We start from the raw sequence: 22215 nt of genomic DNA, 5'->3' as shown, positions 1-22215 counted from the left end.
GTGACCGGGCGGGCAGGCCGGTGTCGGCAAGGCTGCAGTTGTCGAAGGTCTGACGCGCCAGATCGCCTCCGGCGCACATTGAACCCGGGCGCTTTCATCATTAACGACAACATGGAGTGAATGGATATATGAACAGCAATCAGGTAAAGGGGGCAGCGCTGTCGGACAATGCGTGCGAAGTGGACGATATCAGGAGTACTTCGCGCCGGCACTTCATGGTGGGGCTGGGGGCGTCTTTGCTGGCCGGTTGCGGGGGCGACGGCGACAGCGCCATGAATGTCGCGCAAGCAACGACGCGCAGCGGCGGTCAGCCGAGCGCGACCACGCCAACATTGCTCGACGCACCTTCACCGGAGAAGGCACCTGTCGCGCTGCAGGAGAGCACCGTGCAGATCCAGGGCTTCACGCATCCGGGTCTGTTGCATACCGAGGCGGATTTCGCGCGCATGCGCGCCAAGGTGGGTGCCAAGGCCTCACCCTGGATCGATAGCTGGAACGTACTCGTCGCCAACGGTCACACGCGCCTGACGAACGAGCCGAACCCGCAGGTCGGCATCTATCGTGGCAACGACCCCACGCATGGTCAGAATTACGGCGCCCTCTACAACGACATCGCCGCCGCCTATGGCGACGCGCTGCGCTGGAAGGTGTCGGACGACAAACGCTACGCCGACAAGGCCGTGGAGTATCTGGACCAATGGGCCTCGACGCTGACGACGCTTGGCGGCAGCGACGTGGCGCTCGCCGCCGGCATCTACGGCTACGAGTTCGCCAACGCAGCCGAAATCATGCGCAGCTACAGCGGCTGGAACCCGGCCGGCCTCGCCGCGTTTCAGGCGATGATGCGCAATGTCTTCTACCCGGTCAGCCATGCTTTCCTGACCCGTGTGGACACCGCCATGGACACGCACTACTGGGCCAACTGGGGCCTGGCCAACATCGCGTGCGTCCTGGCCATCGGCGTGCTGTGCGACGATGCCGAACTCGTCAACGAGGCCGTTACCCATTTCAAGACTGGCGGCAGCAACGGCTGCATCCGGCAAGCCGTGTACTACATGCACCCCGGCAACCTCGGACAATGGCAGGAAGCCGGCCGCGATCAGGGCCACAGTGTGCTCGGCATTGCATTGACCGGCGCCATTTGCGAGATGGCCTGGAATCAGGGCATCGACCTGTACGGCCATGACAACAACCGCTTCCTCGCAGGCGCGGAATACGTGGCCAAGGCCAACCTGACGCAGGCGGACGGCACGTTCTACCCGGTGCCTTTTGTCACGTACGAGAACAGCGCAGGCGTCATCCAGACGCAGTTCTCCAACGGTGGGCAAGGCGGCGCCCTGGGGCGGCCCTGCTGGGCGCTGGTGGCCAATCATTACATCAACCGCAAAGGCCTGGCGGCGCCGTACACCAAGCGCGCGGCGGACTCGGTGGCACCGGAGGGTGGGGGCGGCAACTACGGGCCCAACAGTGGCGGGTTCGACCAGCTTGGCTATGGCACGCTCACCTGCACGCTGGACCCCGGCACCCCCGCCGCAACGCCGACCGGCCTGACCGGCTATGCAAGCGCGGGCAAGGTGGTGCTGTCGTGGTGGGGCGCGAGCAATGCCACCAGCTACGACGTCAAGCGCGCCGCCATTGCCGGCGGACCGTACAGCACCATCCGGAGCGGTATCACCGATCTGCTGACCTATACCGATATGCCAGCCGGTGCCGGCACGTATTTTTATGTCGTGACAGCGCAAACGATTGCGGGCGAATCGGCGCTCTCCAACGAAGTGAAAGTGATCACGGCGCAGCAGCTGCTCGCGCACCTCGCGTTTGATGAAGGTGGCGGCATCACGGCCGCCGATAGCTCGGGCAACGGGCGCAATGGCACGCTCAACGGCGCAACGTGGGCAGCGGGGCGCAGCGGCAACGCGGTCTCGCTCAACGGCTCGGGCGCCTACGTGGCGTTGCCCGACGATCTGCTGACCGAAGTGTCGGACTTCACCATCGCGGCCTGGGTGTTCTGGAACGGCTCGCAAACGTGGGCACGCCTGTTCGATTTCGGAACGGGCTTTCACCGTTACATGATGTTCACGCCGCGCGCGCAGTTGCGCAACGGCTGGGCGGGGGCGCGCTTTGCCATGACGGCCAACGGCCCCGGCGATGGCCCTCCGGAACAGATCATCGACGCCCCCACCGAGCTACCGAGCAAGCGATGGATGCATGTGGCCGTCACGCTATCGGGTTCGACCGGCACGATGTACGTGGACGGCACGCCCGTCAGTACCAACACGGCGATGTTCCAGGCGCCGTTCCGCCTTGGCAGTACCACGCAGAACTGGCTGGGCAAATCGCAATACCACGACGCCACGTTCAACGGCCTGATCGACGATTTCCGCATCTATCGCGGTGCGCTCAGCGCTGCGCAGATTGCATCGCTCATGGCGATTTGATTGTCGCCGGGCCCGATGGCTGGCCCGGCGATGGACCTCTTCCTTTAAGGAATTCTCTGATGACCGTGTTTTCTCAACGATGGATGGCCGCTACGGCGATGGCATGTGCGCTATGGGGCTGTGGTGGCGGATCCGAGAGCACGACAGGCGCAGGCAGCGGCACCGGGACACAAGGCGGCGCCACGGGCGCGACCAATGCGGGAGCCTATGTAGGCACCAAGCGTGGCCAGATCGACGGGCCAGCGGCCAGCTGGACCAGCGTCACGTGGGGCGGCGGCGGCTATGTCACCGGCCTGATCTACCATCCGACCAACGCGGGCCTGCTGTACGCACGCACCGATGTTGGTGGCGCGTACCGCTGGAACGCGACCAACTCGACATGGACGCCCATCACCGACGGCATCGGTTTCGGCGGAGGCGAGGGCGATTTCCATGGTGTCGAAAGCCTCGCGCTCGACCCGAACAACGACCAGCTCGTCTACATGACGACAGGCATAACCGTGACGCAGGGTCGTAATGGCCGCATCTATATCTCGAGCGACCGCGGCAACACCTGGACACACTATGACCTGCCGTTCCCGGTGGGCGGCAACGACAACGGCCGGGCCACCGGCGAGCGCCTGCAGGTCGACCCCAACAATCCCTCGACGCTGTTCTACGGATCGCGCACGGCCGGCCTGTGGAAGAGTGTCGATTCGGGCCGCACCTGGGCCCAGGTCACGGGGCTGTCCTCCACCACGGTCAGCGGCGGCAATTCCCCGATCGGCGTCGAACAGGTCATCTTCGATACGTCGGGCAAAGGTAGCGGACAGCCGACCTGGATCATGTGGGCTACCGTCGCCCCGGACTACGCCCACGCGGCGGGCCTGACGTCGCCCTTGTACAAGTCCACCAACGGCGGGGCCTCGTGGACGCCGGTGCAGGTCCCGTCCACGGTGTCCGGATACTACATCCCGCACGTCGTGCGCACGCCCGACGGCAATTTCTACGTGGTGTTCAACTCGGGTGTCGGCCAGGGCATCGGCGGTCCCAGCTACCTCTACAAGTACGGAGCCAGTAACAACAGCACCTGGACGCTGCTCAACAGTTCCACCGGCAACGGCTTTGGCGGCCTGTCCGTCTCCGGTCTCGGCTCGACCGCCCGCATCGCGCTGGGCATGACCGGCTGGAACGACACCGGCAAGACCGTGCAGCTATCCGACGACGGTGGCAATACGTGGCACGAGATCGAGGCCGGCATGCCGCATACGGGCATTGCCGCGGGTGGCTGCGCCGGCTGGGTCGAGGGCGTCACGATCGACCCCGCCAATCGCGACCACATCATGCACATCCACGGCGGCGGCATCTGTGAAACCATGAACGCCTCGTCGGCCACGCCGATCTGGAGTCCGAAAGTCAACAACCTCGAGGAGACCGTCACCCTGGCTCTCGTCACGGCGCCGCCCGGTGCGTCGTACAACTTCATCAACAGCGCGGGCGACATCGGCACGTGGGTCGATACGGACCTCTCGACGAGGCCGACGAAAGGCCCCTTGAGCACATGGAGCAGCGGCAATTCGGCCGACATGTCGTGGTCCGATCCGACGTACATCGCCGCCGCTGGCGTCGACAACGCCAACGGCCATGCCACCAAGGGCTTCTGGTCGGGCGACAGCGGCAATAGCTGGGGGACGTTCGCGTCCCTGCCTGCCGGCGCAGCGGCGAGCCAGAGCAACGTGGGGAACCTGGTGGTCCCGTCCCGCAACAACGTGACCTGGGCACCGCCCGACTCGGTGCCGTCGTACACCACAAACAATGGTACGAGCTGGACCTCAACCAACCTTCCTGCGTTCACCGCCACCTGGAGCGGCTTCCCTCGGGCCTATCGCCTGGCCGCTGACCGCAAGAACCCCAATAAAGTCTATGCGTACGATTCGGGCGGCGCGTCGTGGAGTTGGCAGGGCGGCAAGGTTTACGTGTCGACCGATGGCGGCCATACGTTCGCGCTGAACACGGGCTCCGTGAATGCGAACCTTGCCTGGAATTCCTGGCGGGATACGTCGATCGCGGTGAACCCGAACGCCGAGGGCGACCTCTGGCTGGCCGACGGCACGGCCGTGTACCACTCGGTGGACTCGGGGGCGACCTGGGCGAAGCTCGGCGCCTTTGCGTCGGCCAACGGCACGCTGGGCGCCACCGTGATCGCCTTGGGCAAGGCACGGACCGGTTCGCCGTACTCGGCCGCGGTCTACGTGGAAGGCACGCTGAACGGCGTCTGGGGCATTTACCATTCCGACGACGGTGGTGCCACGTGGGCGCGCTTCAACGATGACATGCACCAATTCGGCGACTTCGGCGTGATGGCCGGCGACTGGAACACATATGGCCGGATTTACGTCAATGGCGCCGCTCGCGGTCTGATCTTCAGCAATTGAGGTTGATCGACCTGTCGACCGTCCGGTTGCGGTTTGCAACCGGACGGAGAGCGTGGACGAATGGGGCGCTACGGGCTGCTCGGGCAGTTTGCGATCGTCGCAGTCCTCACGCTGCTTGAGCACGCAACTGCAACAGCGTGCGAGAACGTCTCCCATCGCATGATCATGTTTAGTTCCTCGGACTGATGCGCCGCTTTTCCCGCGCGCTTGCCTGCGTGAAATTGTCGTGCTAGTTTTTCATGAAATTTCGATGCGAAAATTTCACGAGAGTCCGCATGTTCGTGCAGTCCGACCGTCACGTCGCAAGCTACTACGCCGGCACCTACCCGGCGCCGATCCCGCATCGTCCGGAACTGGACGAGCGCATCGACGCCGACGTGCTCGTCGTCGGCGCGGGCTTCAGCGGGCTGCATACGGCGTTGCGCCTTGCGCTCGCCGGCAAGCGCGTCGTCGTGCTGGAGGCGAGCCGTGTCGCGTGGGCCGCGTCGGGCCGCAACGGCGGGCAGGCGCTGCTCGGCTGGTCGTGCGACATGCAGCCGCTCGAGGATTCGCTCGGCCGCGACGGCGCGCGCCTGCTGTGGGACAGCATGCGCTGGGCCGCGGCCGAGGTGCGCGAGTTGCCCGGACGGCACGGCTTCGACATCGACTACCGGCCCGGCAGCCTGTGGGCCGCGGTGCGGCCGCGCCGCGTCGCGATGCTCGCGCAGGCCCGCGACGAGGCGGCCGAGCGCTGGGGCTACGACCGGCTGCGCGTGATCGGGCGTGACGAGATGCCCGAATGGATCGGCGGCACGCGCTATCTCGCCGCACTCCACGATCCGGAAGCCGGCCACCTGAATCCGCTGAAACTCGCGCTCGGCCTCGCGCAGACGATCGAGCGCGCAGGCGGTCGCATCTTCGAGCAGAGCCGCGTGCTCGACTGCCGCGAGACGGCCGGCGGCCACATCGCCCGCACGGCGCGCGGTGAAGTGCGCGCGGACGTGCTCGTGCTCGCGTGCAACGCGTACGTCGACCGGCTCGATCGCGACCTGGCGCGCCGGCTGCTGCCGGTCGGCACGTACCAGGTCGCGACCGCGCCGCTCGCGCCCGACGTTGCGCGTGCGCTGCTGCCGCAGAACAGTTGCGTGATCGACAACCAGTTCGTGCCCGACTACTTCCGCCTGAGCCCCGACAACCGGCTGCTGTTCGGCGGTGGCTGCACGTATCTCGGCGGCATTCCGGCCGATATCGCGGCGGCGGCGCGCCCGCACCTCGAACGCGTGTTCCCGCAACTGGCCGGCGTGCCGTTCGATTACGCGTGGGGCGGCCATATCGACATCAGCATGCGCCGCACGCCGGACATCGGCCGCCACGGGCAGCGTTTCTGGCTGCAGGGCTTCTCGGGGCACGGCGTGCTGCCGACGCTCGCCGGTGCGCGCGCGGTCGCCGACGCCGTGCTCGGCGACGAGCGCCTGCTCGCGCAGTACCGGCGCATCCGCAACCCGCGCTTCCCCGGCGGCGACCGGCTCGCCGCGCCGCTGGAAGCGATCGGCAAGGCCTGGTACCGTTTGCGCGACACCGTCTGACCGTTTCGGAACCCATCATGAACGAACAGGAAGAGATAGAAAGTCTGGCGATCCTGATCCGCGACCTGCGCAAGCATCGCAAGGTCACGCTGAACGACCTCGCCGAGCGGATCGGCCGCTCGGTCGGCTTTCTGTCGCAGGTCGAGCGCGGGCTGTCGCGCCCGACGGTCGCGGATCTCACCGCGATCGGCGAGGCGCTCGGCGTGCCGACCACGTATTTCTACAGCCTGAGCAAGCCGCGCAGCGTGCCGTGGGTCACGCGGCCCGACGAGCGGCGCACCGTGTATTACGCGGCCGGCATTACCGACATCCTCGTATCGCCGAACATGCGCTCGCGCTTTTCGGTTCTCGAAAGCCATCTCGCGCCAGGCGCGAGCAGCGGCGAGCGGCCCGTCGACGACAGCGACGAGCAGGGCGGCTTCGTGCTCGAAGGAGAACTGACGATCTGGATCGACGGCGACGACACGCCCGTCACGCTCGGCCCGAACGATGCGTTCCAGCTGCCTGCGCACAAGCGGTTCCGTTATGCGAACCTGACAGACGCACCGACGCGCGTGATCTGGGTGTTCACCTGAGTCGTCGGCGGGGCGGGCGGTGTCGCAGGCCGCCGCGCCACACAGCATGTTTGCAGTACTGATTTAAATGCGGCGTGCGTTGTCATCTGTGCCGCGTGAATCCGGTTCGCCGCGCTGCGGCACCGCCATACAAGACATGGAAAGGATGAGACATGGCTGACGTCGTTCCCGCGCTGGTCGGTGAAGTCCGCGCATTCCGGCAGGCGCACCCCGAGATTCGTTATGTCGACCTGATCTGCCTCGACCTGCCCGGGCACTTCTACGGCAAGCGCTACCCGATCGATGCGCTCGAGAAGATCGCGTCGGGCTCGCTGCTGAAGCTGCCGCAGAACTGCGTGCTGCTCGGCACACAGGGCGGCCTCTACAAGATCGGCGACTACTGCTTCAACGACGGCGACCCCGACGCGCAGCGCCGCCTGATTCCCGGCACGCTGAAGCGTGTGCGCTGGGAGCGGCAGCCGCTCGCGCAGATGCTGATCAGCTCGGACGGCACGGATGCGCCGATCGAGTTCGAGCCGCGCGAGGTGCTCGCGCGCGTGCTGCGGCGCTTCGCGGCGCGCGGCATCCGGCCGGTCGTCGCGTTCGAGATCGAGTTCTACCTGTTCGCCGCGCAGCTCGCGGAAGGGATGCCGCAGTACCCGCGCGATCGCCTGAGCGACGACCGCGACGATCAGCCGAACATGCATATCGAGCGGCTGTCGCGCTTCTCCGACGTGCTGCACGAGATGGTCGAGGCCGCGTGCGAACAGGGCGTCGATGCGACGGTGATCACCGCCGAACTCGGGCCCGGCCAGTTCGAGATCAATTTCGGCCATACCGACGACGGGCTGCGCGCGGCCGACTGGTCGGCGCTGTTCTGCCGCAGCACACGCGGCGTCGCGTTGCAGCACGGCTATCGCGCGAGCTTCATGGGCAAGCCTTACCTGCATGCGCCGGGCAGCGGGATGCACGTGCACGTGAGCCTGTACGACGACGCGGGGCGCAACCTGCTCGCGGCGGACGGGCAGCGCCCGCTGCGGCACGCGGTGGCCGGATGCCTCGCGCTGCTGCCGCATTGCATGCCCGTGTTCGCGCCGAATCACAACGCGTTCCGGCGCTACGGATCGATGGTGAACGCGGCGAGCCGCGCAAGCTGGGGTTTCGAGGATCGCGATGCCTGCATCCGGATTCCGGAGTCGGATGCGCGCAACCTGCGGATCGAACACCGGCTCGCGAGCGCGGATGCGAATCCGTATCTGGTGCTCGCGGCGATCCTCGCCGGGATGGAGCATGGGCTCGATGCGCGGATCGAACCGATCGCGCCGCTCAACGAGGATCGCGGCAGCGGGATCGATTTTCCGAAGGAGATGCTGTCGGCTGTCGCGGCGATGCAGGATCATCCGGCCGTGCGCGAACGGCTCGGCAGCGAGTTCGTGATGGTGTACTGCGAGAACAAGCGGCAGGAAGAGCTGGATTTTCGTAATGAAATCGGCGCGCGGGAGTATCGGTGGTTTTTGTGATTGCCGCGCGCGTCGAAGAAGCAAATTAGGGAAGTGCGCGCCAATAGCGCACTTCCTCGATCGGCGTACCGTCGATCTCGAACGTCTTGATGTCGTCTTCGGCGACGAAGCCCTCGCGTTCATAGAATGCCCTTGCGCGACGGTTTTCGACGAGTACCCAGAGCGATACCCATGCGTGGCTCGCGTCATGCAGCGATCGGCACGCATGATCGACCAGCGCCGCGCCGATTCCTTGCCCGCAATGCGACGGATGCAGATAGATCGCTTCGATCTCGCCCCACGCGCGATCCTTGTCGGTGTCGCGCGTCGGACCATAGGCGATCCAGCCCGCCGCGTCATTGCCCGTGAATGCGAGCGCGACGAGCGGGCGGCCGGCGTCGAGCGCACAGCGCCAGAAGGTCGTGCGCTTTTCGACAGAGAGGCCGGCGAGGAATGGGGCCGGCATGATGTCCGTGTAGGTTGCCTGCCACGACGCGACGTGGATGTCGGCAATGGCCGCGGCATCGGCGGACGTGGCAGCGCGGATGTCGATCGTTGTCGTATTCGGTGTCATGCGTATTCTGCCTGATCGAACGATTCTCGATGCGCAGCGCATGCCGTGCCGCGAACCGCTTCGCGACACGGCACCTGCGAAGCGCTTACTCGCCGAGCTTCGACGCCACGCACCCCGTGCTCGTGCATTCACGCTCGCGCTCGCGCAGGAACGACAGCCGCGACGCCGTCATGTCGGTCGCGCACTGGAGATCCACGAGGTAGCCGTTGTTGCGGGTTTCGCTGCACTGCGCGTCGCGCTGCTTCATCCACGCGAGCTGGCCGGCCTTCAGCGTCGCCTGCTGGTCGCCGCTCAGTTGCTTGCGCAGGCGGCCGTATTCGTCGTTGAGTTCGCGGTCGGTCTGCGAGAACTGCGTGCTGCTGCAGTACACCTGGTCGAACGCGCTGTGCGGCTTCGCACAGCCGGCCGCGTGCGCGGCGAACGGAACGGCAAGCGCGAACAACGCGCAGGATGCGAACAGATTCTTCTTTTTCATTTTGATGCTCCTGACTGGGTGAAAACCGTTGGGCCCGATGGGCAATGCCGTCACTTCGGCGCCGTGCATGCGTCGATCCCGCCCGCGATCGCGGCGGACAGGCGCTGGATCGTCCCGCGTTGCGCGAGCCGTGCTTCTTCGTCGGGATTGACGATCACGCCGGCCTCGACGAGCACGGCCGGAATCGGCGCGGTGCGCAGCACGACGAGATCGTCGAAGCGGTGGATGCCGAGTTGCGGGTCGATCAGCGGGCGATTCTCGCCGCGGATCGGCTGCGCGTGATACAGCGACGGCCGTTCGCCGGCCGCGACCAGCCGTTCTGCGATCGCCTTCGCACAGCGCAGGCTTTCCGCGTAGTGCGGATTGCGCTCAGACACGAACACCGAGAAGCCGCGGAATTCGCGCTGCCGGCCCGCGTCGATGAATTGCTGCTGCATCGAGTCGTGATGGATCGACACGAACAGGTTCGCGTCGGGCGCCTGCGTCGAACGCTGGTCGAGCGCGATCTCGCGGCCGTCGGCCGACGTGCGCCGCACGCGGTCGCCGTGCGCGGCGAGCTTTTCCGCAACCGCGGCGGACAGATCGAGGTTGTACAGGTATTCGACACGGCCGCTCGCGCCGGTGGACCCCGGGTGAGCCGGCGTATGGCCGGTGTCGACGACGATGTAGGGCCCGGATGCGGGCTCGGTGCCTGCGGTGTCGGCCGCATGCAGCGCCGGCGGCGCGCCGAGCAGCGGGGCGCACGCGAGCACGCGCACGGCGGCGCGCACGAACGGGCGAAGGCGTCGGATGGTTCGGTTCGTCATTGTTGTTGTCGAGGAGGGCATGCGGCGCGTCGCACGGCGCAGCACCGTCGGCCTGCTCAATGCAGTCGGAATGTCGCGCGATTATAGCGGGTGATGGCGGCACCGCAATGACGAATGGCGACCGTCAGGCAAGCACGCGCCGGGCTGCGAGCATGCCCCAGTACGACGCTTCCTCGAACAGCGACAGTCCGGACAGGTCAGCGTGCGCGAACACGACGGGGCCGTCCGCATCGCGCAGCGCGAGCAGCCCCGGCCGGCTCAGGAAGCCGACGTCGGGTGTCGCCATCGCATGGCCGCGCACGGTGATCTCGAGCGCCGTCGCGTGTTTCCACAGCTCGCGTCCGTAGACGGCCTGCAGGTCGATCGCCGCCTGTTCGCGCAACGCGTCGGGCTTCGCCTGCGCGAGCCAGCGGCGCGTATCGTTCGGCGCTTGCGTGCTCAACGCCTGATATGCGGAGAACACCGAGCGCGTTGGCGGCGACATCCGGATCAACTGGTGCGTCGACACGACATAACCGAGCCCCGTGCCGTCGTAGACGACGTTGTCCCACGCGAGCGGCACGCCGGCTTGCTCGGCCGGCATGCCGTCGAGCAGGAAGTTGGACACGAGCCACGGCGCGCGCGGCGGCAGGTCGCGTGCGGGCTCGAAGCCGTACGCGGAAAGCTGCGGAAACACGCGCGCCGCGACGAACAGCGGCATCGCGCATACGACGCGCCGCGCCTTCAGCGTGAACGTCGACAGCGCGCCGTCGTCGCCGATGCGTGCGCACAGCACGTCGACGCCGCCCGCGCGTTCGGTCGCGCGCACCGCGAAGCCGTCCCTCGACCACGCATTCGAGCCGGTGCGCGCGGTGATGGAATCGGTCAGCTTCGTCACCATCGTGTGCAGCCCGTCGGGCCAGGTCAGCACCGCGCCGTCGCTCGCATCGCCCGCGTGGCCGCCGCGCGACGAGAAATAGTGCAGCCCCGCCCATGCGGACACGTGCTCGTATCCCGCGCCGTAGTCGTCGCGGCAGCAATAGTTCAGGTACCAGTGCAGCGCTTTTGCGGTGTAACCCTCGTCGAGCAGCCATTGGCGGAACGAGCGCCGGTCGAGGGCGCGCCAGCGCGGGTCGCGCGACGATTCCGCGATCGGGATGCAGAACACCTTGCGGCCGTCGGCACCGCGCGCGCTGCGCAGCCCGTCCGTGTACGCGAAGAAGCGCGCCTGCTGCGCGAGTTCGTCGGCGCCGAGGCCGGCCGTCGGCAAGATGCCGTCCTGCCACTGGCCCGCGATGAAGAGCCGTTCGTCGGGCGCGTGCACGAGCGCACGCTCGTCGTACACGGGGCGCGCGGAGAGCGGTGCGGATTCGATCACGCCGAGATCGGCGAGCATGTCGCGCAGATGTGCGGATTCGAGCGACGGCAGCGGCAGGTAGTGCGCGCCTTTCGGATAACCGAGATCGCCGAAGCGGCCGCCGGCCGCATTGCCGCCGAATTCGGGGCCCGCGAGCACCGCGAAGCGCTTGTGGCCCGCGTGTGCGAGCTGCCATGCGCACGACAGCCCGGCCGCGCCGGCGCCGAGGATCGCGACGTCGGTTTCGATCGTGCCGGACGACGGCGGCAGGGTTGCATGGTCGCGCAGCGCATGGCCTTCGCGCATGCCGGGGTAACCGACGCGCGGCGTCGTCTCGATCCAGCCGGTGCGGCCGCATGCGGCGAGCGACGCGGCCGCCGACGCGACGAGGAACGTGCGGCGGTCCATCAGCGCAGCACGTGCTTCCAGTCGTCGTCGAAGCGGCGCACGAGCGGCTGGTCGTTGAGTTCGTTCGGCGACATCGGCAGCGCCGGCATGTCGGCCGGGAAGTGGAACATCTCGGCGGCCGTCTGCGCGTCGAGCCAGCGCGTCGGCACCGAGTAGTGCGTCGGCACCGTGAAATCGCGGCGCTTGCCGGCGATCACGAAACCCCAGTCGCCGAACGACGGCACGTAGCAGTGGTACGGCCACGTGTTGAGCCCGGCTTCGTGCAGCGTCGCGATGATGGTCCAGTACGCGTGCGGCGCGAAATACGGCGACGTCGACTGGATCACCGCGTAGCCGTTTTCCGACAGGTGGCGCGCGAGCAGCCGGAACACCGGCACCGAATACAGCCGGCCGAGCCCGAAGTTGGTCGGATCGGGGAAGTCGACGACGATCGCGTCGTACACGTCGGCATTCGATTCGAGCCAGCGCACCGCGTCGTCGTTGATCACGTGCACGCGTGGGTCCTTCAGCGAGCCCTGGTTCAGCTTGACGAGCGGCGCGGACGTCGAGAACAGCTTCGTCATCGCGGGATCGAGATCGACGAGCGTGATCCGTTCGAGGTTGCGGTGCTTGAGCAGTTCGCGCACCGCGAGGCCGTCGCCGCCGCCGAGCACGAGCACGCGCTTCGCCCACGGCAGCGCGTCGATCGTCGGATGGATCAGCGCTTCGTGATAACGATGCTCGTCGCGCGACGAGAACTGCAGGTTGCCGTTCAGGTACAGCCGCATGTCGTCGTGCCATTGCGTGAGCACGATGCGCTGGTACGGCGTCGTTTCCGAATAGATCGTCTCGTCGCCGTACACGCCGTGTTCGGCCCAGTGCGTGATGCGGTCCGACAGCGCGAAGCCGGCGACCAGAAGCCCGATCACGAGCGCCGCGCGCATCAGCTTGCCGCGCACGTTGCGGATCTCTTCGCGGAACAGGTGGGTCGTCCACAGTGCGACGAATGCGTTCAGGATTCCGAACAGGAAGCTCGTGCGCAGCAGGCCGAGACGCGGCGCGAGCACGAGCGGGAAGATCAGAGACACGGCGAGCGAGCCGAGATAGTCGAAGGTCAGCACTTCGCTGACGGTATGGCGGAACGCCTGGCGCCGCTGCTGGAATGCGCGCATCACGAGCGGGATCTCCATCCCGATCAACAGGCCGAGCGCGAGCACCAGCGCGTAGAGCGCCGCGCGGAACGGCGCGGCGAGCCACGCGAACACCGCGAACAGCAGCGCGGCCGACACGCCGCCGAGCAGGCCGACGAGCAGTTCGATGTCGACGAAGCGGTCGAGCACGTCGTCGTCCTCGACGAACTTCGCGAGCCACGAGCCGATCCCCATCGCGAACAGGTAGCAGCCGATCACCGACGAGAACTGCAGGATCGAATCGCCGAGCAGGTAGCTCGACAGCGCGCTGCTGATCAGTTCGTAGCCGAGCCCGCACGACGCGAGCACGAGGATCGACAGGACGAGCGCACGCTTATGCAGCATGGTGCGTCCGTTGTGCAGCGGTCGGCAATGTGGATATACTGGCGCGGATTTTCGTGGGTCGGCCATTGACGGGCCGGCCGGCGACGGGGCGGCGAACCGAGCACAAAATCCGAGGGAAAGAATGAATAGTGCCTATCTTTATGCGGTTCATTTACTGTCGGCGTTCGTGCTGCTTCTCGTGTTCGCGGCAGTGTACCTGAAGGTCACCCCGTTCGACGAACTGGCGCTGATCCGCGACGGCAACGCCGCCGCGACGCTGTCGTTCGGCGGCGCGCTGATCGGTTTCTGCCTGACGCTCGCGTCCAGCATCGCGCACAACTCGACGCTCGGCGAAGTCGTGATCTGGGCCGTCGGCGCGATGGTCGTGCAACTGATCACCTATGCGGCGCTGACGCGCCTGATACCCGGCATGAATCATGCGATCGAGGATCGCAACGTCGCGATGGGCGGCCTGATGGGCACCGCGTCGCTCGTCGTCGGCATCATCAATGCCGCCTGCCTGACCTGACGCGCCACGCGTCCGAGGAGACCGACATGAGTCTGGGTTCATTCATCCGCAAGCAGTTCATCGACGTCCTGCAATGGACGGAAGATTCCGACGGCGTGCTGGCCTGGCGCTATCCCATGGAAGACCAGGAAATCCAGTACGGCGGCAAGCTGACCGTGCGCGAAACGCAGGTCGCGATTTTCGTGAACGAAGGCAAGGTCGCCGACGTGTTCCAGCCGGGGCTGTATACGCTGGAAACGAACACGCTGCCGGTGCTCACGTACCTGAAGAACTGGGACAAACTCTTTCAGTCGCCTTTCAAGTCGGACGTCTATTTCTTCAGCACGCGGCTGCAGCTCGGCCGCCGCTGGGGCACCGCGCAGCCGGTGACGATCCGCGACCGCGAATTCGGCTTCGTGCAGGTGCGCGCGTTCGGCATCTACTCGTACCGGATCGTCGACGCGGCCGCGTTCCACCGCGAGGTCAGCGGCACACGCGCGCAGTACACGGTCGACGATCTCGAGCAGCAACTGCGCAACCTGGTCGTGACCGCGATGAGCACGACGTTCGGCTCGGCCGACGTGCCGTTCGTCGACATGGCCGCGAACCAGTCGCTGCTGTCGCAGCGCATCGCCGAGGCGCTGGTGCCGGTGTTTACGCGCTACGGCCTCGCGCTCGACGCGTTCGCGGTCGAGAGCGTATCGCTGCCGGCCGAGCTGCAGAAGGCGCTCGACCTGCGGATCGGCGCGGGGATGGCCGGCGATCTTGCGCGCGCCACGCAATACCAGACCGCGCAGGCGATTCCGCTGGCCGCGCAGAACCCGGGCGGCATTGCCGGTATCGGCGCGGGGCTCGCCGCGGGCGCGGCGATCGGGCAGGCGATGGCCGGCCAGATTGCGGGCGCCGCGCAACCGGCGCCGGCCGCACCGCCTGCTCCCGTCGCAGCGCCGGTGGCTGCCGCTCAGCCGGCTGCGTCGGCCGACGGCACCGATTACGTGCAGCGGCTCGAACAGTTGAAGGTGCTGTTCGACAAGGGCCTCGTGACCGAAGACGAATATTCGCGCGCGAAGGCCGAGATCCTCGCGAAGCTCACGCGGTAAGCGTCGCGCATGTTCAGCACTTCGTGCCCCCAGTGCGGCGCGCCGGTCGAGTTTCGCTCGGCGGCGGCGGTGATGGCCGTCTGCGCGTTCTGCCGCAGCACGCTGCTCAAGCGCGGCACCGACGTCGAGCGCATCGGCGAGCTTGCCACGGTGCTCGACGATGCGTCGCCGATCCAGATCGGCACGGCCGGCCGCTACGGCAAGCGCACGTTCACGGTGCTCGGGCGCATCCAGATGACCTACGACGCCGGCGCGTGGAGCGAATGGTATGTCGTGTTCGACGACGGCGCATTCGGCTGGCTGTCGGATGCGTCGGGCCAGTACGCGGTCACGGTGCGCGAGCCCGACGATGCGTCCGGCGGTGCGTGGCCAGCGTTCGGCACGCTCGAACCGGGCATGCGGATCGACCACGGCGGCCGCGCGTATCTCGTGTCCGACGTGCGCACCGCGCGCTGTACGGGCGGCGACGGCGAGCTGCCGTTCCGCGTCGATGCCGGCTGGGAGGCGCGCGTCGTCGATCTGCGGACCGGCAACGCGTTTGCAACCTACGACTATTCGGATGCCGATTCGAACGGCGGGAGCCCGGCCGTCTATTCGGGCGAGGCGCTGGAGTTCGATGCGCTCGCATTCACGGGGCTGCGCGAAACGGAAGCCGACACGCGCGAGAAGCGCGGCGCGGAGATGGTGCCGTTCGCGTGCCCGAGCTGCGGAGCACCGCTGTCGTATGCGCCCAACGTGGCCGACTACGTCGTGTGCGGCAGTTGTCACGCGGGCGTGCAGTGCACGGCCGAGCAGCAGACCGTGTTCGCGGCGCAGCGCAAGCTCGAAGCGGTGAAGGGCGCGCTGGAGCTGGGTGCAATCGGCACGTTCGACGGCGTGAAGTACACGGTGATCGGCATGATGCGCTGCCGCGTGCCGGGCGACGACGAGACGTGGGACGAATACCTGCTGCTGAACCCGAAGCGCGGTTTCCTGTGGCTCGTGCAGAGCGAAGGGCGCTGGGAACGCGTGCAGGTGCTCGACCATTGGCCGACGATCGGCAGCGAGTCCGACGTGACCGACGGCGGCAAGACCTACCGCCTGCGCGAGGAATATGAATCGGAAGTCGTCTACGTGGTCGGTGCGTTCAACTGGCGCGTGCAGGTGGGCGATCGCACGTCGATCATCGACTACGGCTGGCAAAAGGACAAGCTGACGCGCGAGCGCAGCGCTGCGGAGATCGTGTGGTCGCGTGCGCGGCCGCTGTCGGGCAGCGCGCTCGCCGAACGCTTCGGCACGCCGGCGCTTGCGACGGCCGCGGCTGCGGCCGCAACGGGCGCCGCAGCGTCGACGGGCCTGTTCGGCGGCAAAGGCCCGCACAGTTTTGCGCCGCTGCCGTGGGTGTTCAGCGCGCTGCTCGTGATCTTCAACATGGGCTCGCTGTTCTCGTTCAGCGGCCGCTCCGTCTACGTGCTGGTCGGCCTGATGGTGCTGTGGCTGCCCGAATGGCTGTGGAAGGGCTTTGCATCGGACGGGGGCAACTCGTGATCCGGTACATCCTCTACGGCGTCTACGGCCTGATCGTCGTCACGCTGTTCAGTTGCGCGTCGATCGGCGGCAGCGGTTCGGGCGGCGGCGGCTGGGGCAGTTCGTCGGCGCGCAGCGGCTACTCGTCGTACGGGTCGCACAAATGACCGCACGCGACGGGATCGCGCCGCCGAGCGCGACGCTCGGCTCGCATGTGCTGGCCGATCTGGCCGGCATCGATGCGACGCTGCTGCGCGACGCCGCACGGCTCGAAGCGATCCTCACCGAAGCGGCGCAACAGGCAGGCGCGCGCGTGATCGGCGCGCACTTCCATCATTTCGGCGGCGAGCATGGCGTGACGGGTGTCGTGCTGCTCGCCGAATCTCACATCACGATCCATACGTGGCCCGAGCATCGCTTCGCGGCCGTCGATGCATTTATGTGCGGCGCGGCGCGTGCGGCCGATGCGGTCGATGCGATCGCTGCCGCGCTCGGTACGCAGGCGCAGGCCCGGCAGCAGGTGGCGCGCGGCGGTATATTGCCTTGAGCGAGCGCTTCACACTTGTTGCCGATAGGCTCTGTTTGTGTCGACACCGTTTCAGGGAGGCGTGCCCCGTTCTCTCGGTCGGGGCTCGCCGCCGGGATAACGGCCGCCCGCAGTTTCTCCGGGGTTTGGCGAATCTGGCAAATGCCAGATGACGCAGCCGTGACGGGGGCGAACACATCTGGAAGGCGGTGGCGCAAACACGCCGGACCGCGCGCGGGTGCGCGGCAGTGCGTATCAGCGCGGCAGCGCTTCGGCTTCGGCCCAGCGCTTGAACGAATCGAGACGCCGGCGCGTCTGCACGAGATAGACCGCGCCGATCAGCGGTTCGAGCAGCCAGCGCAGCCAGGACGGCTGAGCGCGGAAATTGTACGTGAACTTCACTTCGGTCGAACCCGGCGTGTGTTCGGTGAAGTTCCAGCTTCCGCTGAAGCGTTCGAGCACCTTCGGCCCCTCGACCATTTCGACGGCAGCGACCTGAGGCGGGCGGTACGAGATGTAGCGCGACACCATCGTGGCGCCCGACTGGCTGCGGCAGAACGCGTCGACGCCGACGTCGGCCGTCGTTTCGTCGAGCAGATAGGCGTCGGTGAGGAAGCTGTCCCACACGAGCCGCCGCGCGTAATCCTGCGACCACGTGAAGAGGCGTCTGCGATCGACACCGACGGTCCGGCTGACTGAGATCCTCATGATGGCGGGCGCAATGGTGCGGATTAGGATGAAATCGAGTGTACCCCGCCAATACCGTGCATTTCGTCAGACATGGTCAAGTCGAGCGTGTGCTCGATTGACGCATTCCGGGATTTCACCTAGGATTCATTCCAACCCTTCGGGAAAGACCCGAAGCGTTTCAATCTCTTGAGGGAGCCTCATGAGTACGCAACAGAACCGGCGCTTCGACGCGCTCGTTTTCATTGGTCGTTTCCAGCCTCCGCATCGTGGTCACCTGAACGTGCTGAAGTCGGCACTGAGCCGGGCCGAGCGCGTGTGCGTGCTGATCGGGTCGACCGACAAGCCCCGCACCATCAAGGAACCGTTCTCGTTCGACGAGCGCCGCCAGATGCTGGCTTCGCTGTTCGACGCGTCCGAGCGCGACCGCGTGACGATCGCGCCGTTGCAGGATTCGACGTACAACGATGGCGACTGGGTGCGCTGGGTGCAGGACGCCGTCGCGTCCGCGCTCGGCGACGTCGCGCAGCGCAAGGTCGGGCTGATCGGCCACGAGAAGGACGCCACGTCGTATTACCTGCGGATGTTCCCGCAATGGGAGCTCGTCGACGTCGATGCGACCGAAGACATTTCCGCCACCGAGATCCGCGATCAGTATTTCGCAGAACGCACCAACAGCTTCGTGCAGTGGGCCGTGCCGGAACCCGTGTTCGGCTGGCTCGAGCGTTTTCGCACGCAGCCGGAATTCGCGCAACTGAAGTCGGAAGCCGAATTCATCGCCGCGTATCGCAAGGCATGGGCGGCCGCGCCGTATCCCGTCACGTTCGTGACGGTCGACGCGGTGGTCGTGCACTCGGGCCATATCCTGCTCGTGCGCCGCCGCAGCGAACCGGGCCGCGGCCTGTGGGCGCTGCCGGGCGGGTTCGTGAACCAGGACGAGCGGCTCGATGCGGCGTGCATTCGCGAGCTGCGCGAGGAAACCGGCCTGAAGCTGCCGGAGCCCGTGCTGCGCGGCTCGATCAAGGATCGGCAGGTGTTCGATCACCCGTCCCGCTCGCTGCGCGGCCGCACGATCACGCACGCGTGCCTGTTCAACTTCCCGACCGGCGAGCTGCCGCGCGTGAAGGGCAGCGACGACGCCGACAAGGCGCGCTGGGTGCCGCTCAACGAATTCGCGCAGATGCGCAACGTGATGTTCGAGGATCACTTCGACATCGCGTATCACTTCCTGGGGAAGCTGTGACCCGCTGAGTCCCCGCATTCCGGTCCGCCGCGACAGACGCGGCGGCACTTCAACGGCCTAGAGGAGCTCTAGCCATGCAAAACGATCCCGGCGGCTTTGCCGCGGTTCTCGCCAATCCGATCCTCAACACGGATTCGTACAAGGCTTCCCACTTCCTGCAATATCCGCCCGACTCGTCGGCGATGTTCTCGTACGTCGAATCGCGCGGCGGCCGCTACGACCGCACGCTGTTCTTCGGCCTGCAGATGCTGTTGAAGGAATATCTGTGCAAGCCGGTCACGCACGCGATGATCGACGACGCGCGCGATTTCTTCACGGTGCACGGCGTGCCGTTCAACGAAGCAGGGTGGCGCTACATCGTCGAACGCTACGACGGCTATCTGCCCGTGAAGATCCGCGCGGTGCCGGAGGGTTCGGTCGTGCCGGTGCACAACGTGCTGATGACCGTCGAATGCGACGATCCGAAGGTGTTCTGGCTCGCATCGTATCTCGAGACGATGCTGTTGCGCGTCTGGTATCCGGTGACGGTCGCGACGCGAAGCTGGCACCTGCGGCAGACGATCCGCCGTTTCCTCGAAAGGACCGACGACGATCTCGCGCAACTGCCGTTCAAGCTGCACGACTTCGGCGCGCGCGGCGTGTCGAGCGCGGAGTCGGCCGCGATCGGCGGCGCGGCGCACCTCGTGAACTTCATGGGCTCGGACACGGTGCTTGGCGTGCTGGCCGCGAACCGTTTTTATCGCGAGCCGATGGCTGCATACTCGGTGCCGGCGGCCGAGCACAGCACGATCACGTCGTGGGGGAGAGAAGGCGAGGCCGATGCGTACCGGAACATGATCCGCCGCTTCGGGCTGCCCGGCGCGATCGTGTCGGTCGTGTCGGACTCCTACGATCTGTTCGCCGCGCTCGATCTGTGGGGCGGCGAACTGAGGCAGGCCGTGATCGATTCCGGCGCGACGCTCGTCGTGCGTCCCGATTCGGGCGACCCCGTGAAGATCGTGATGCAGACCGTGCGCGCGCTCGACGTGTCGTTCGGCTCGACCTTGAACGGCAAGGGGCGGCGCGTGCTGAACCGCGTGCGCGTGATCCAGGGCGACGGTGTCGACGAGCTGTCGATCGACGCGATTCTTTCCGCACTCGACGACGCGGGTTATGCGGCCGGCAATGTCGTGTTCGGCATGGGCGGCGCGTTGCTGCAGCAGGTGAACCGCGATACGCAGCGCTTTGCGATGAAGTGCTCGGCGATCCGGCGCGATGGCATGTGGCACGACGTCCGCAAGGATCCGGTCACCGATCAGGGCAAGCGCTCGAAGAAGGGGCGGCTCACGCTGCTGCGCAATCGCCGCACCGGAGCGTATCGGACGACGACGCTGCCCGTTGCGTGGGACGATCGTGCGCTGGAAGGCGAATGGGACGAGGCGCTCGAGACGGTGTTCGATACGGGGCGGTTGCTGGTCGATACGACGTTTGCGGAGGTGCGGGCGAGGGCGCACGCGGGGGAGGCCTGACGCAGGCGGCGGGGCATCCCGCCGCGCTTCCGCCGGCTTTCATCTTTCACCGGCCGGCACGCGTCCGTCGGCGCTCGCCTGCACGCCGTCACGCTCCGTCGCACGCGCCGCGTCCATCGCCCGCGCAAGCGCATCGAACACCGCTGGCCCCTTGCAGCGCGACACGTTGAAGCGCAGGTACGACGTCGCGCTGCGCGATGCGCTGAACACGTTGCCGGGCGCCAGCACGACGTCGCGGTCCAGCGCGTGGCGCGCGACGCGTGCGGCATCGAGCCCGTCGGGCAGTTGCGCCCATACGAACAGGCCGCCGCGCGGTTCCGTCCAGATCCCGAGCCCCGCGCGCGCGAGGCGCCGGATCGTCTCGCCCATCGCGTCCGCGAGACGCGCGCGCAGGCTGTCGAGATGGCGCCGGTACGTGCCGTCGACGAGCAGCCGGTGCACGACGTTCGCGCCGATCTGCGCGTTGCCGAACGACGTCGCGAGCTTCAGGTCGACGAGCGCCTCGATCCATTCCGGGCGTGCGGCGACGTAGCCGCAGCGGATCGCGGCCGACAGCGTCTTCGAGAAGCTGCCGATCGATACGACGCGCGACAGCCCGTCGAACGCCGCGAGTCGCGGCGCGGGCGTGCTCTCGAAATCCGCGAAGATGTCGTCCTCGACGATCAGCAGGTCGTGCTCGGCCGCGAGCGTCAGCAGCCGGTGCGCGACGGGCGGCGCGAGCGTCGCGCCGGTCGGGTTGTGCAGCGCCGCGTTGGTGATGTACAGGCGCGGCCGGTGCTCGGCGAGTACCTGTTCGAAGCGCGCGAGATCGGGCCCGTTCGGCGTGTACGGGACGCTGACGATCCGCGCGCGATGCGCGCGCAACAGCGCCTGGAAGTTGAAGTAGCACGGATCGTCGAGCACGACCGTGTCGCCCGGCTCCAGCAGCAGGCGACATACGAGGTCGAGCGCATGCGTGCCGCCGTCGGTCAGCATGATCTGCGCGGGTTCCGCGTGGACGCCGTGCTGCGCGAGCCGCCACGCGAGCTGCTGGCGCAGCGCGGGCAGGCCGAGCGGCGTCGCGTAGTCGGTCAGCGCGTCGGATTCGTCGCGCGACACGGCGCGCAGCGCGCGGCGCAGGCTCTCGTCGGGCAGCCACGACGACGGCAGCCAGCCGCAGCCGGGCTTCACCGTCGTCGGCGCCGCCTCGAGCGACTGGCGCGACAGCCACAGCGGATCGAGTTCGCGGTCGAGGCGCGGGCCGAGATCGGCGAGCGCGAGCGGCGGCGCGTGGCCCGACACGTAAAAGCCCGAGCCGCGCCGCGCGACGAGCACGCCTTCGCTCGCGAGCCGCTCGTATGCATCGACGACCGTCGATTTCGACACGCCGAGCGCGTCGGCCATCATCCGGATCGACGGCACGCGCGCACCGGGCATCAGCGCGCGGCTCGCGATCCGCGCGCGCAACGTATCCATCACGGTTTCGACGCGCGTGCGCGACGGCGCGGGCGGAACGGGAATCGGGGCGGTATGGCTCATGGCGAAGAATGAACTGTACGGCCAGTTGTTCAGTACAGTTTGTCCGGATTGTATTGG

Annotated in this window: 19 protein-coding genes; 12 read left to right on the top strand and 7 right to left on the bottom strand. The window is 67.1% G+C overall.

The window, feature by feature from the left end; all coding sequences use genetic code 11:
* Positions 1 to 128: 128 nt before the first annotated feature.
* From ACNQQL_RS25400 to ACNQQL_RS25380, 5 genes are all read left to right on the top strand, one after another.
* Positions 129 to 2438 carry a LamG-like jellyroll fold domain-containing protein gene (locus ACNQQL_RS25400; RefSeq protein WP_416392716.1) on the top strand — a complete coding sequence of 770 codons (2310 nt, stop codon included), beginning with the start codon at positions 129 to 131 and terminating at the stop codon, positions 2436 to 2438.
* Positions 2439 to 2497: 59 nt separating this feature from the next.
* Positions 2498 to 4852, top strand: coding sequence for a dockerin (locus ACNQQL_RS25395; protein ID WP_347066522.1), 2355 nt, complete (start codon positions 2498 to 2500; stop codon positions 4850 to 4852).
* Between the two features lie 275 nt (positions 4853 to 5127).
* The gene (locus tag ACNQQL_RS25390) at positions 5128 to 6417 is read left to right on the top strand and encodes an FAD-binding oxidoreductase (RefSeq protein WP_347066520.1); all 1290 of its coding nucleotides are present in this window, start codon (positions 5128 to 5130) and stop codon (positions 6415 to 6417) included.
* 17 nt (positions 6418 to 6434) lie between these two features.
* Entirely contained in the window at positions 6435 to 6992 is a 558-nt protein-coding gene (locus ACNQQL_RS25385; RefSeq protein WP_034180557.1) for a helix-turn-helix domain-containing protein, read from the top strand.
* A 152-nt stretch (positions 6993 to 7144) separates the two neighbouring features.
* Positions 7145 to 8491, top strand: coding sequence for a glutamine synthetase family protein (locus ACNQQL_RS25380; protein ID WP_347066518.1), 1347 nt, complete (start codon positions 7145 to 7147; stop codon positions 8489 to 8491).
* A gap of 25 nt (positions 8492 to 8516) precedes the next feature.
* On the opposite strand, the gene ACNQQL_RS25375 is transcribed toward ACNQQL_RS25380, so the two are convergent.
* From ACNQQL_RS25375 to ACNQQL_RS25355, 5 genes are all read right to left on the bottom strand, one after another.
* Positions 8517 to 9044 (bottom strand): GNAT family N-acetyltransferase, encoded by a 528-nt coding sequence (locus ACNQQL_RS25375; RefSeq protein ID WP_347066516.1) that lies wholly within the window; start codon positions 9042 to 9044, stop codon positions 8517 to 8519.
* Between the two features lie 85 nt (positions 9045 to 9129).
* Positions 9130 to 9519, bottom strand: a complete 390-nt coding sequence (locus ACNQQL_RS25370) for a lysozyme inhibitor LprI family protein (RefSeq protein WP_072444220.1) — start codon at positions 9517 to 9519, stop codon at positions 9130 to 9132.
* Positions 9520 to 9569: 50 nt separating this feature from the next.
* A complete protein-coding gene (locus ACNQQL_RS25365; RefSeq protein WP_347066514.1) occupies positions 9570 to 10325 on the bottom strand; it encodes an N-acetylmuramoyl-L-alanine amidase in 756 nt (251 codons plus the stop codon).
* Between the two features lie 124 nt (positions 10326 to 10449).
* A complete protein-coding gene (locus tag ACNQQL_RS25360) occupies positions 10450 to 12069 on the bottom strand; it encodes an NAD(P)-binding protein (protein ID WP_347066511.1) in 1620 nt (539 codons plus the stop codon).
* Positions 12069 to 13583, bottom strand: a complete 1515-nt coding sequence (locus ACNQQL_RS25355) for a polyamine aminopropyltransferase (RefSeq protein WP_347066509.1) — start codon at positions 13581 to 13583, stop codon at positions 12069 to 12071. Before ACNQQL_RS25355 ends, ACNQQL_RS25360 begins: the two co-directional genes overlap by 1 nt.
* 121 nt (positions 13584 to 13704) lie before the next feature.
* Between ACNQQL_RS25355 and ACNQQL_RS25350 the strand changes: the two genes are divergently transcribed.
* Genes ACNQQL_RS25350 through speD form a run of 5 tightly spaced genes read left to right on the top strand, consistent with a single transcriptional unit; the run spans position 13705 to position 17223 of the window.
* Positions 13705 to 14091, top strand: a complete 387-nt coding sequence (locus ACNQQL_RS25350) for a DUF350 domain-containing protein (protein WP_174419351.1) — start codon at positions 13705 to 13707, stop codon at positions 14089 to 14091.
* Between the two features lie 26 nt (positions 14092 to 14117).
* Positions 14118 to 15170 carry an SPFH domain-containing protein gene (locus ACNQQL_RS25345; protein WP_347066507.1) on the top strand — a complete coding sequence of 351 codons (1053 nt, stop codon included), beginning with the start codon at positions 14118 to 14120 and terminating at the stop codon, positions 15168 to 15170.
* Between the two features lie 9 nt (positions 15171 to 15179).
* Positions 15180 to 16697: a DUF4178 domain-containing protein gene (locus tag ACNQQL_RS25340; protein WP_347066504.1), complete on the top strand. Its 1518-nt coding sequence runs from the start codon at positions 15180 to 15182 to the stop codon at positions 16695 to 16697.
* On the top strand, positions 16694 to 16843 hold the full coding sequence (locus ACNQQL_RS25335; RefSeq protein WP_153489189.1) for a hypothetical protein: 150 nt from the start codon (positions 16694 to 16696) through the stop codon (positions 16841 to 16843). The genes ACNQQL_RS25340 and ACNQQL_RS25335 overlap by 4 nt, the downstream gene beginning before the upstream one ends.
* Positions 16840 to 17223, top strand: coding sequence for an adenosylmethionine decarboxylase (speD, locus tag ACNQQL_RS25330; RefSeq protein ID WP_347066502.1), 384 nt, complete (start codon positions 16840 to 16842; stop codon positions 17221 to 17223). The genes ACNQQL_RS25335 and speD overlap by 4 nt, the downstream gene beginning before the upstream one ends.
* A gap of 234 nt (positions 17224 to 17457) precedes the next feature.
* On the opposite strand, the gene ACNQQL_RS25325 is transcribed toward speD, so the two are convergent.
* Positions 17458 to 17910 (bottom strand): type II toxin-antitoxin system RatA family toxin, encoded by a 453-nt coding sequence (locus tag ACNQQL_RS25325; protein ID WP_347066500.1) that lies wholly within the window; start codon positions 17908 to 17910, stop codon positions 17458 to 17460.
* Positions 17911 to 18091: 181 nt separating this feature from the next.
* Between ACNQQL_RS25325 and ACNQQL_RS25320 the strand changes: the two genes are divergently transcribed.
* The gene (locus tag ACNQQL_RS25320) at positions 18092 to 19132 is read left to right on the top strand and encodes a bifunctional nicotinamide-nucleotide adenylyltransferase/Nudix hydroxylase (protein WP_347066498.1); all 1041 of its coding nucleotides are present in this window, start codon (positions 18092 to 18094) and stop codon (positions 19130 to 19132) included.
* A gap of 74 nt (positions 19133 to 19206) precedes the next feature.
* The gene (locus ACNQQL_RS25315; protein ID WP_347066496.1) at positions 19207 to 20640 is read left to right on the top strand and encodes a nicotinate phosphoribosyltransferase; all 1434 of its coding nucleotides are present in this window, start codon (positions 19207 to 19209) and stop codon (positions 20638 to 20640) included.
* Between the two features lie 39 nt (positions 20641 to 20679).
* Here ACNQQL_RS25315 and ACNQQL_RS25310 read toward each other — a convergent pair whose 3' ends face one another.
* Entirely contained in the window at positions 20680 to 22158 is a 1479-nt protein-coding gene (locus tag ACNQQL_RS25310; RefSeq protein WP_347066494.1) for a PLP-dependent aminotransferase family protein, read from the bottom strand.
* Between the last annotated feature and the right edge of the window lie 57 nt (positions 22159 to 22215).

Origin of the sequence: Burkholderia sp. LFS061 (assembly GCF_047978125.1) — a bacterium.
GTDB classification, from domain to species: Bacteria; Pseudomonadota; Gammaproteobacteria; order Burkholderiales; family Burkholderiaceae; genus Burkholderia; species Burkholderia pyrrocinia_C.
This window is presented reverse-complemented; position numbering and strand designations above follow the sequence as displayed.

Bases quoted from the DNA above. Each gene is read 5' to 3' on its own strand.
- ACNQQL_RS25400 (WP_416392716.1), top strand. From the start codon at position 129: ATGAACAGCAATCAGGTAAAGGGGGCAGCGCTGTCGGACAATGCGTGC.
- ACNQQL_RS25395 (WP_347066522.1), top strand. From the start codon at position 2,498: ATGACCGTGTTTTCTCAACGATGGATGGCCGCTACGGCGATGGCATGT.
- ACNQQL_RS25390 (WP_347066520.1), top strand. From the start codon at position 5,128: ATGTTCGTGCAGTCCGACCGTCACGTCGCAAGCTACTACGCCGGCACC.
- ACNQQL_RS25385 (WP_034180557.1), top strand. From the start codon at position 6,435: ATGAACGAACAGGAAGAGATAGAAAGTCTGGCGATCCTGATCCGCGAC.
- ACNQQL_RS25380 (WP_347066518.1), top strand. From the start codon at position 7,145: ATGGCTGACGTCGTTCCCGCGCTGGTCGGTGAAGTCCGCGCATTCCGG.
- ACNQQL_RS25375 (WP_347066516.1), bottom strand. From the start codon at position 9,044: ATGACACCGAATACGACAACGATCGACATCCGCGCTGCCACGTCCGCC.
- ACNQQL_RS25370 (WP_072444220.1), bottom strand. From the start codon at position 9,519: ATGAAAAAGAAGAATCTGTTCGCATCCTGCGCGTTGTTCGCGCTTGCC.
- ACNQQL_RS25365 (WP_347066514.1), bottom strand. From the start codon at position 10,325: ATGACGAACCGAACCATCCGACGCCTTCGCCCGTTCGTGCGCGCCGCC.
- ACNQQL_RS25360 (WP_347066511.1), bottom strand. From the start codon at position 12,069: ATGGACCGCCGCACGTTCCTCGTCGCGTCGGCGGCCGCGTCGCTCGCC.
- ACNQQL_RS25355 (WP_347066509.1), bottom strand. From the start codon at position 13,583: ATGCTGCATAAGCGTGCGCTCGTCCTGTCGATCCTCGTGCTCGCGTCG.
- ACNQQL_RS25350 (WP_174419351.1), top strand. From the start codon at position 13,705: ATGAATAGTGCCTATCTTTATGCGGTTCATTTACTGTCGGCGTTCGTG.
- ACNQQL_RS25345 (WP_347066507.1), top strand. From the start codon at position 14,118: ATGAGTCTGGGTTCATTCATCCGCAAGCAGTTCATCGACGTCCTGCAA.
- ACNQQL_RS25340 (WP_347066504.1), top strand. From the start codon at position 15,180: ATGTTCAGCACTTCGTGCCCCCAGTGCGGCGCGCCGGTCGAGTTTCGC.
- speD (WP_347066502.1), top strand. From the start codon at position 16,840: ATGACCGCACGCGACGGGATCGCGCCGCCGAGCGCGACGCTCGGCTCG.
- ACNQQL_RS25325 (WP_347066500.1), bottom strand. From the start codon at position 17,910: ATGAGGATCTCAGTCAGCCGGACCGTCGGTGTCGATCGCAGACGCCTC.
- ACNQQL_RS25320 (WP_347066498.1), top strand. From the start codon at position 18,092: ATGAGTACGCAACAGAACCGGCGCTTCGACGCGCTCGTTTTCATTGGT.
- ACNQQL_RS25315 (WP_347066496.1), top strand. From the start codon at position 19,207: ATGCAAAACGATCCCGGCGGCTTTGCCGCGGTTCTCGCCAATCCGATC.
- ACNQQL_RS25310 (WP_347066494.1), bottom strand. From the start codon at position 22,158: ATGAGCCATACCGCCCCGATTCCCGTTCCGCCCGCGCCGTCGCGCACG.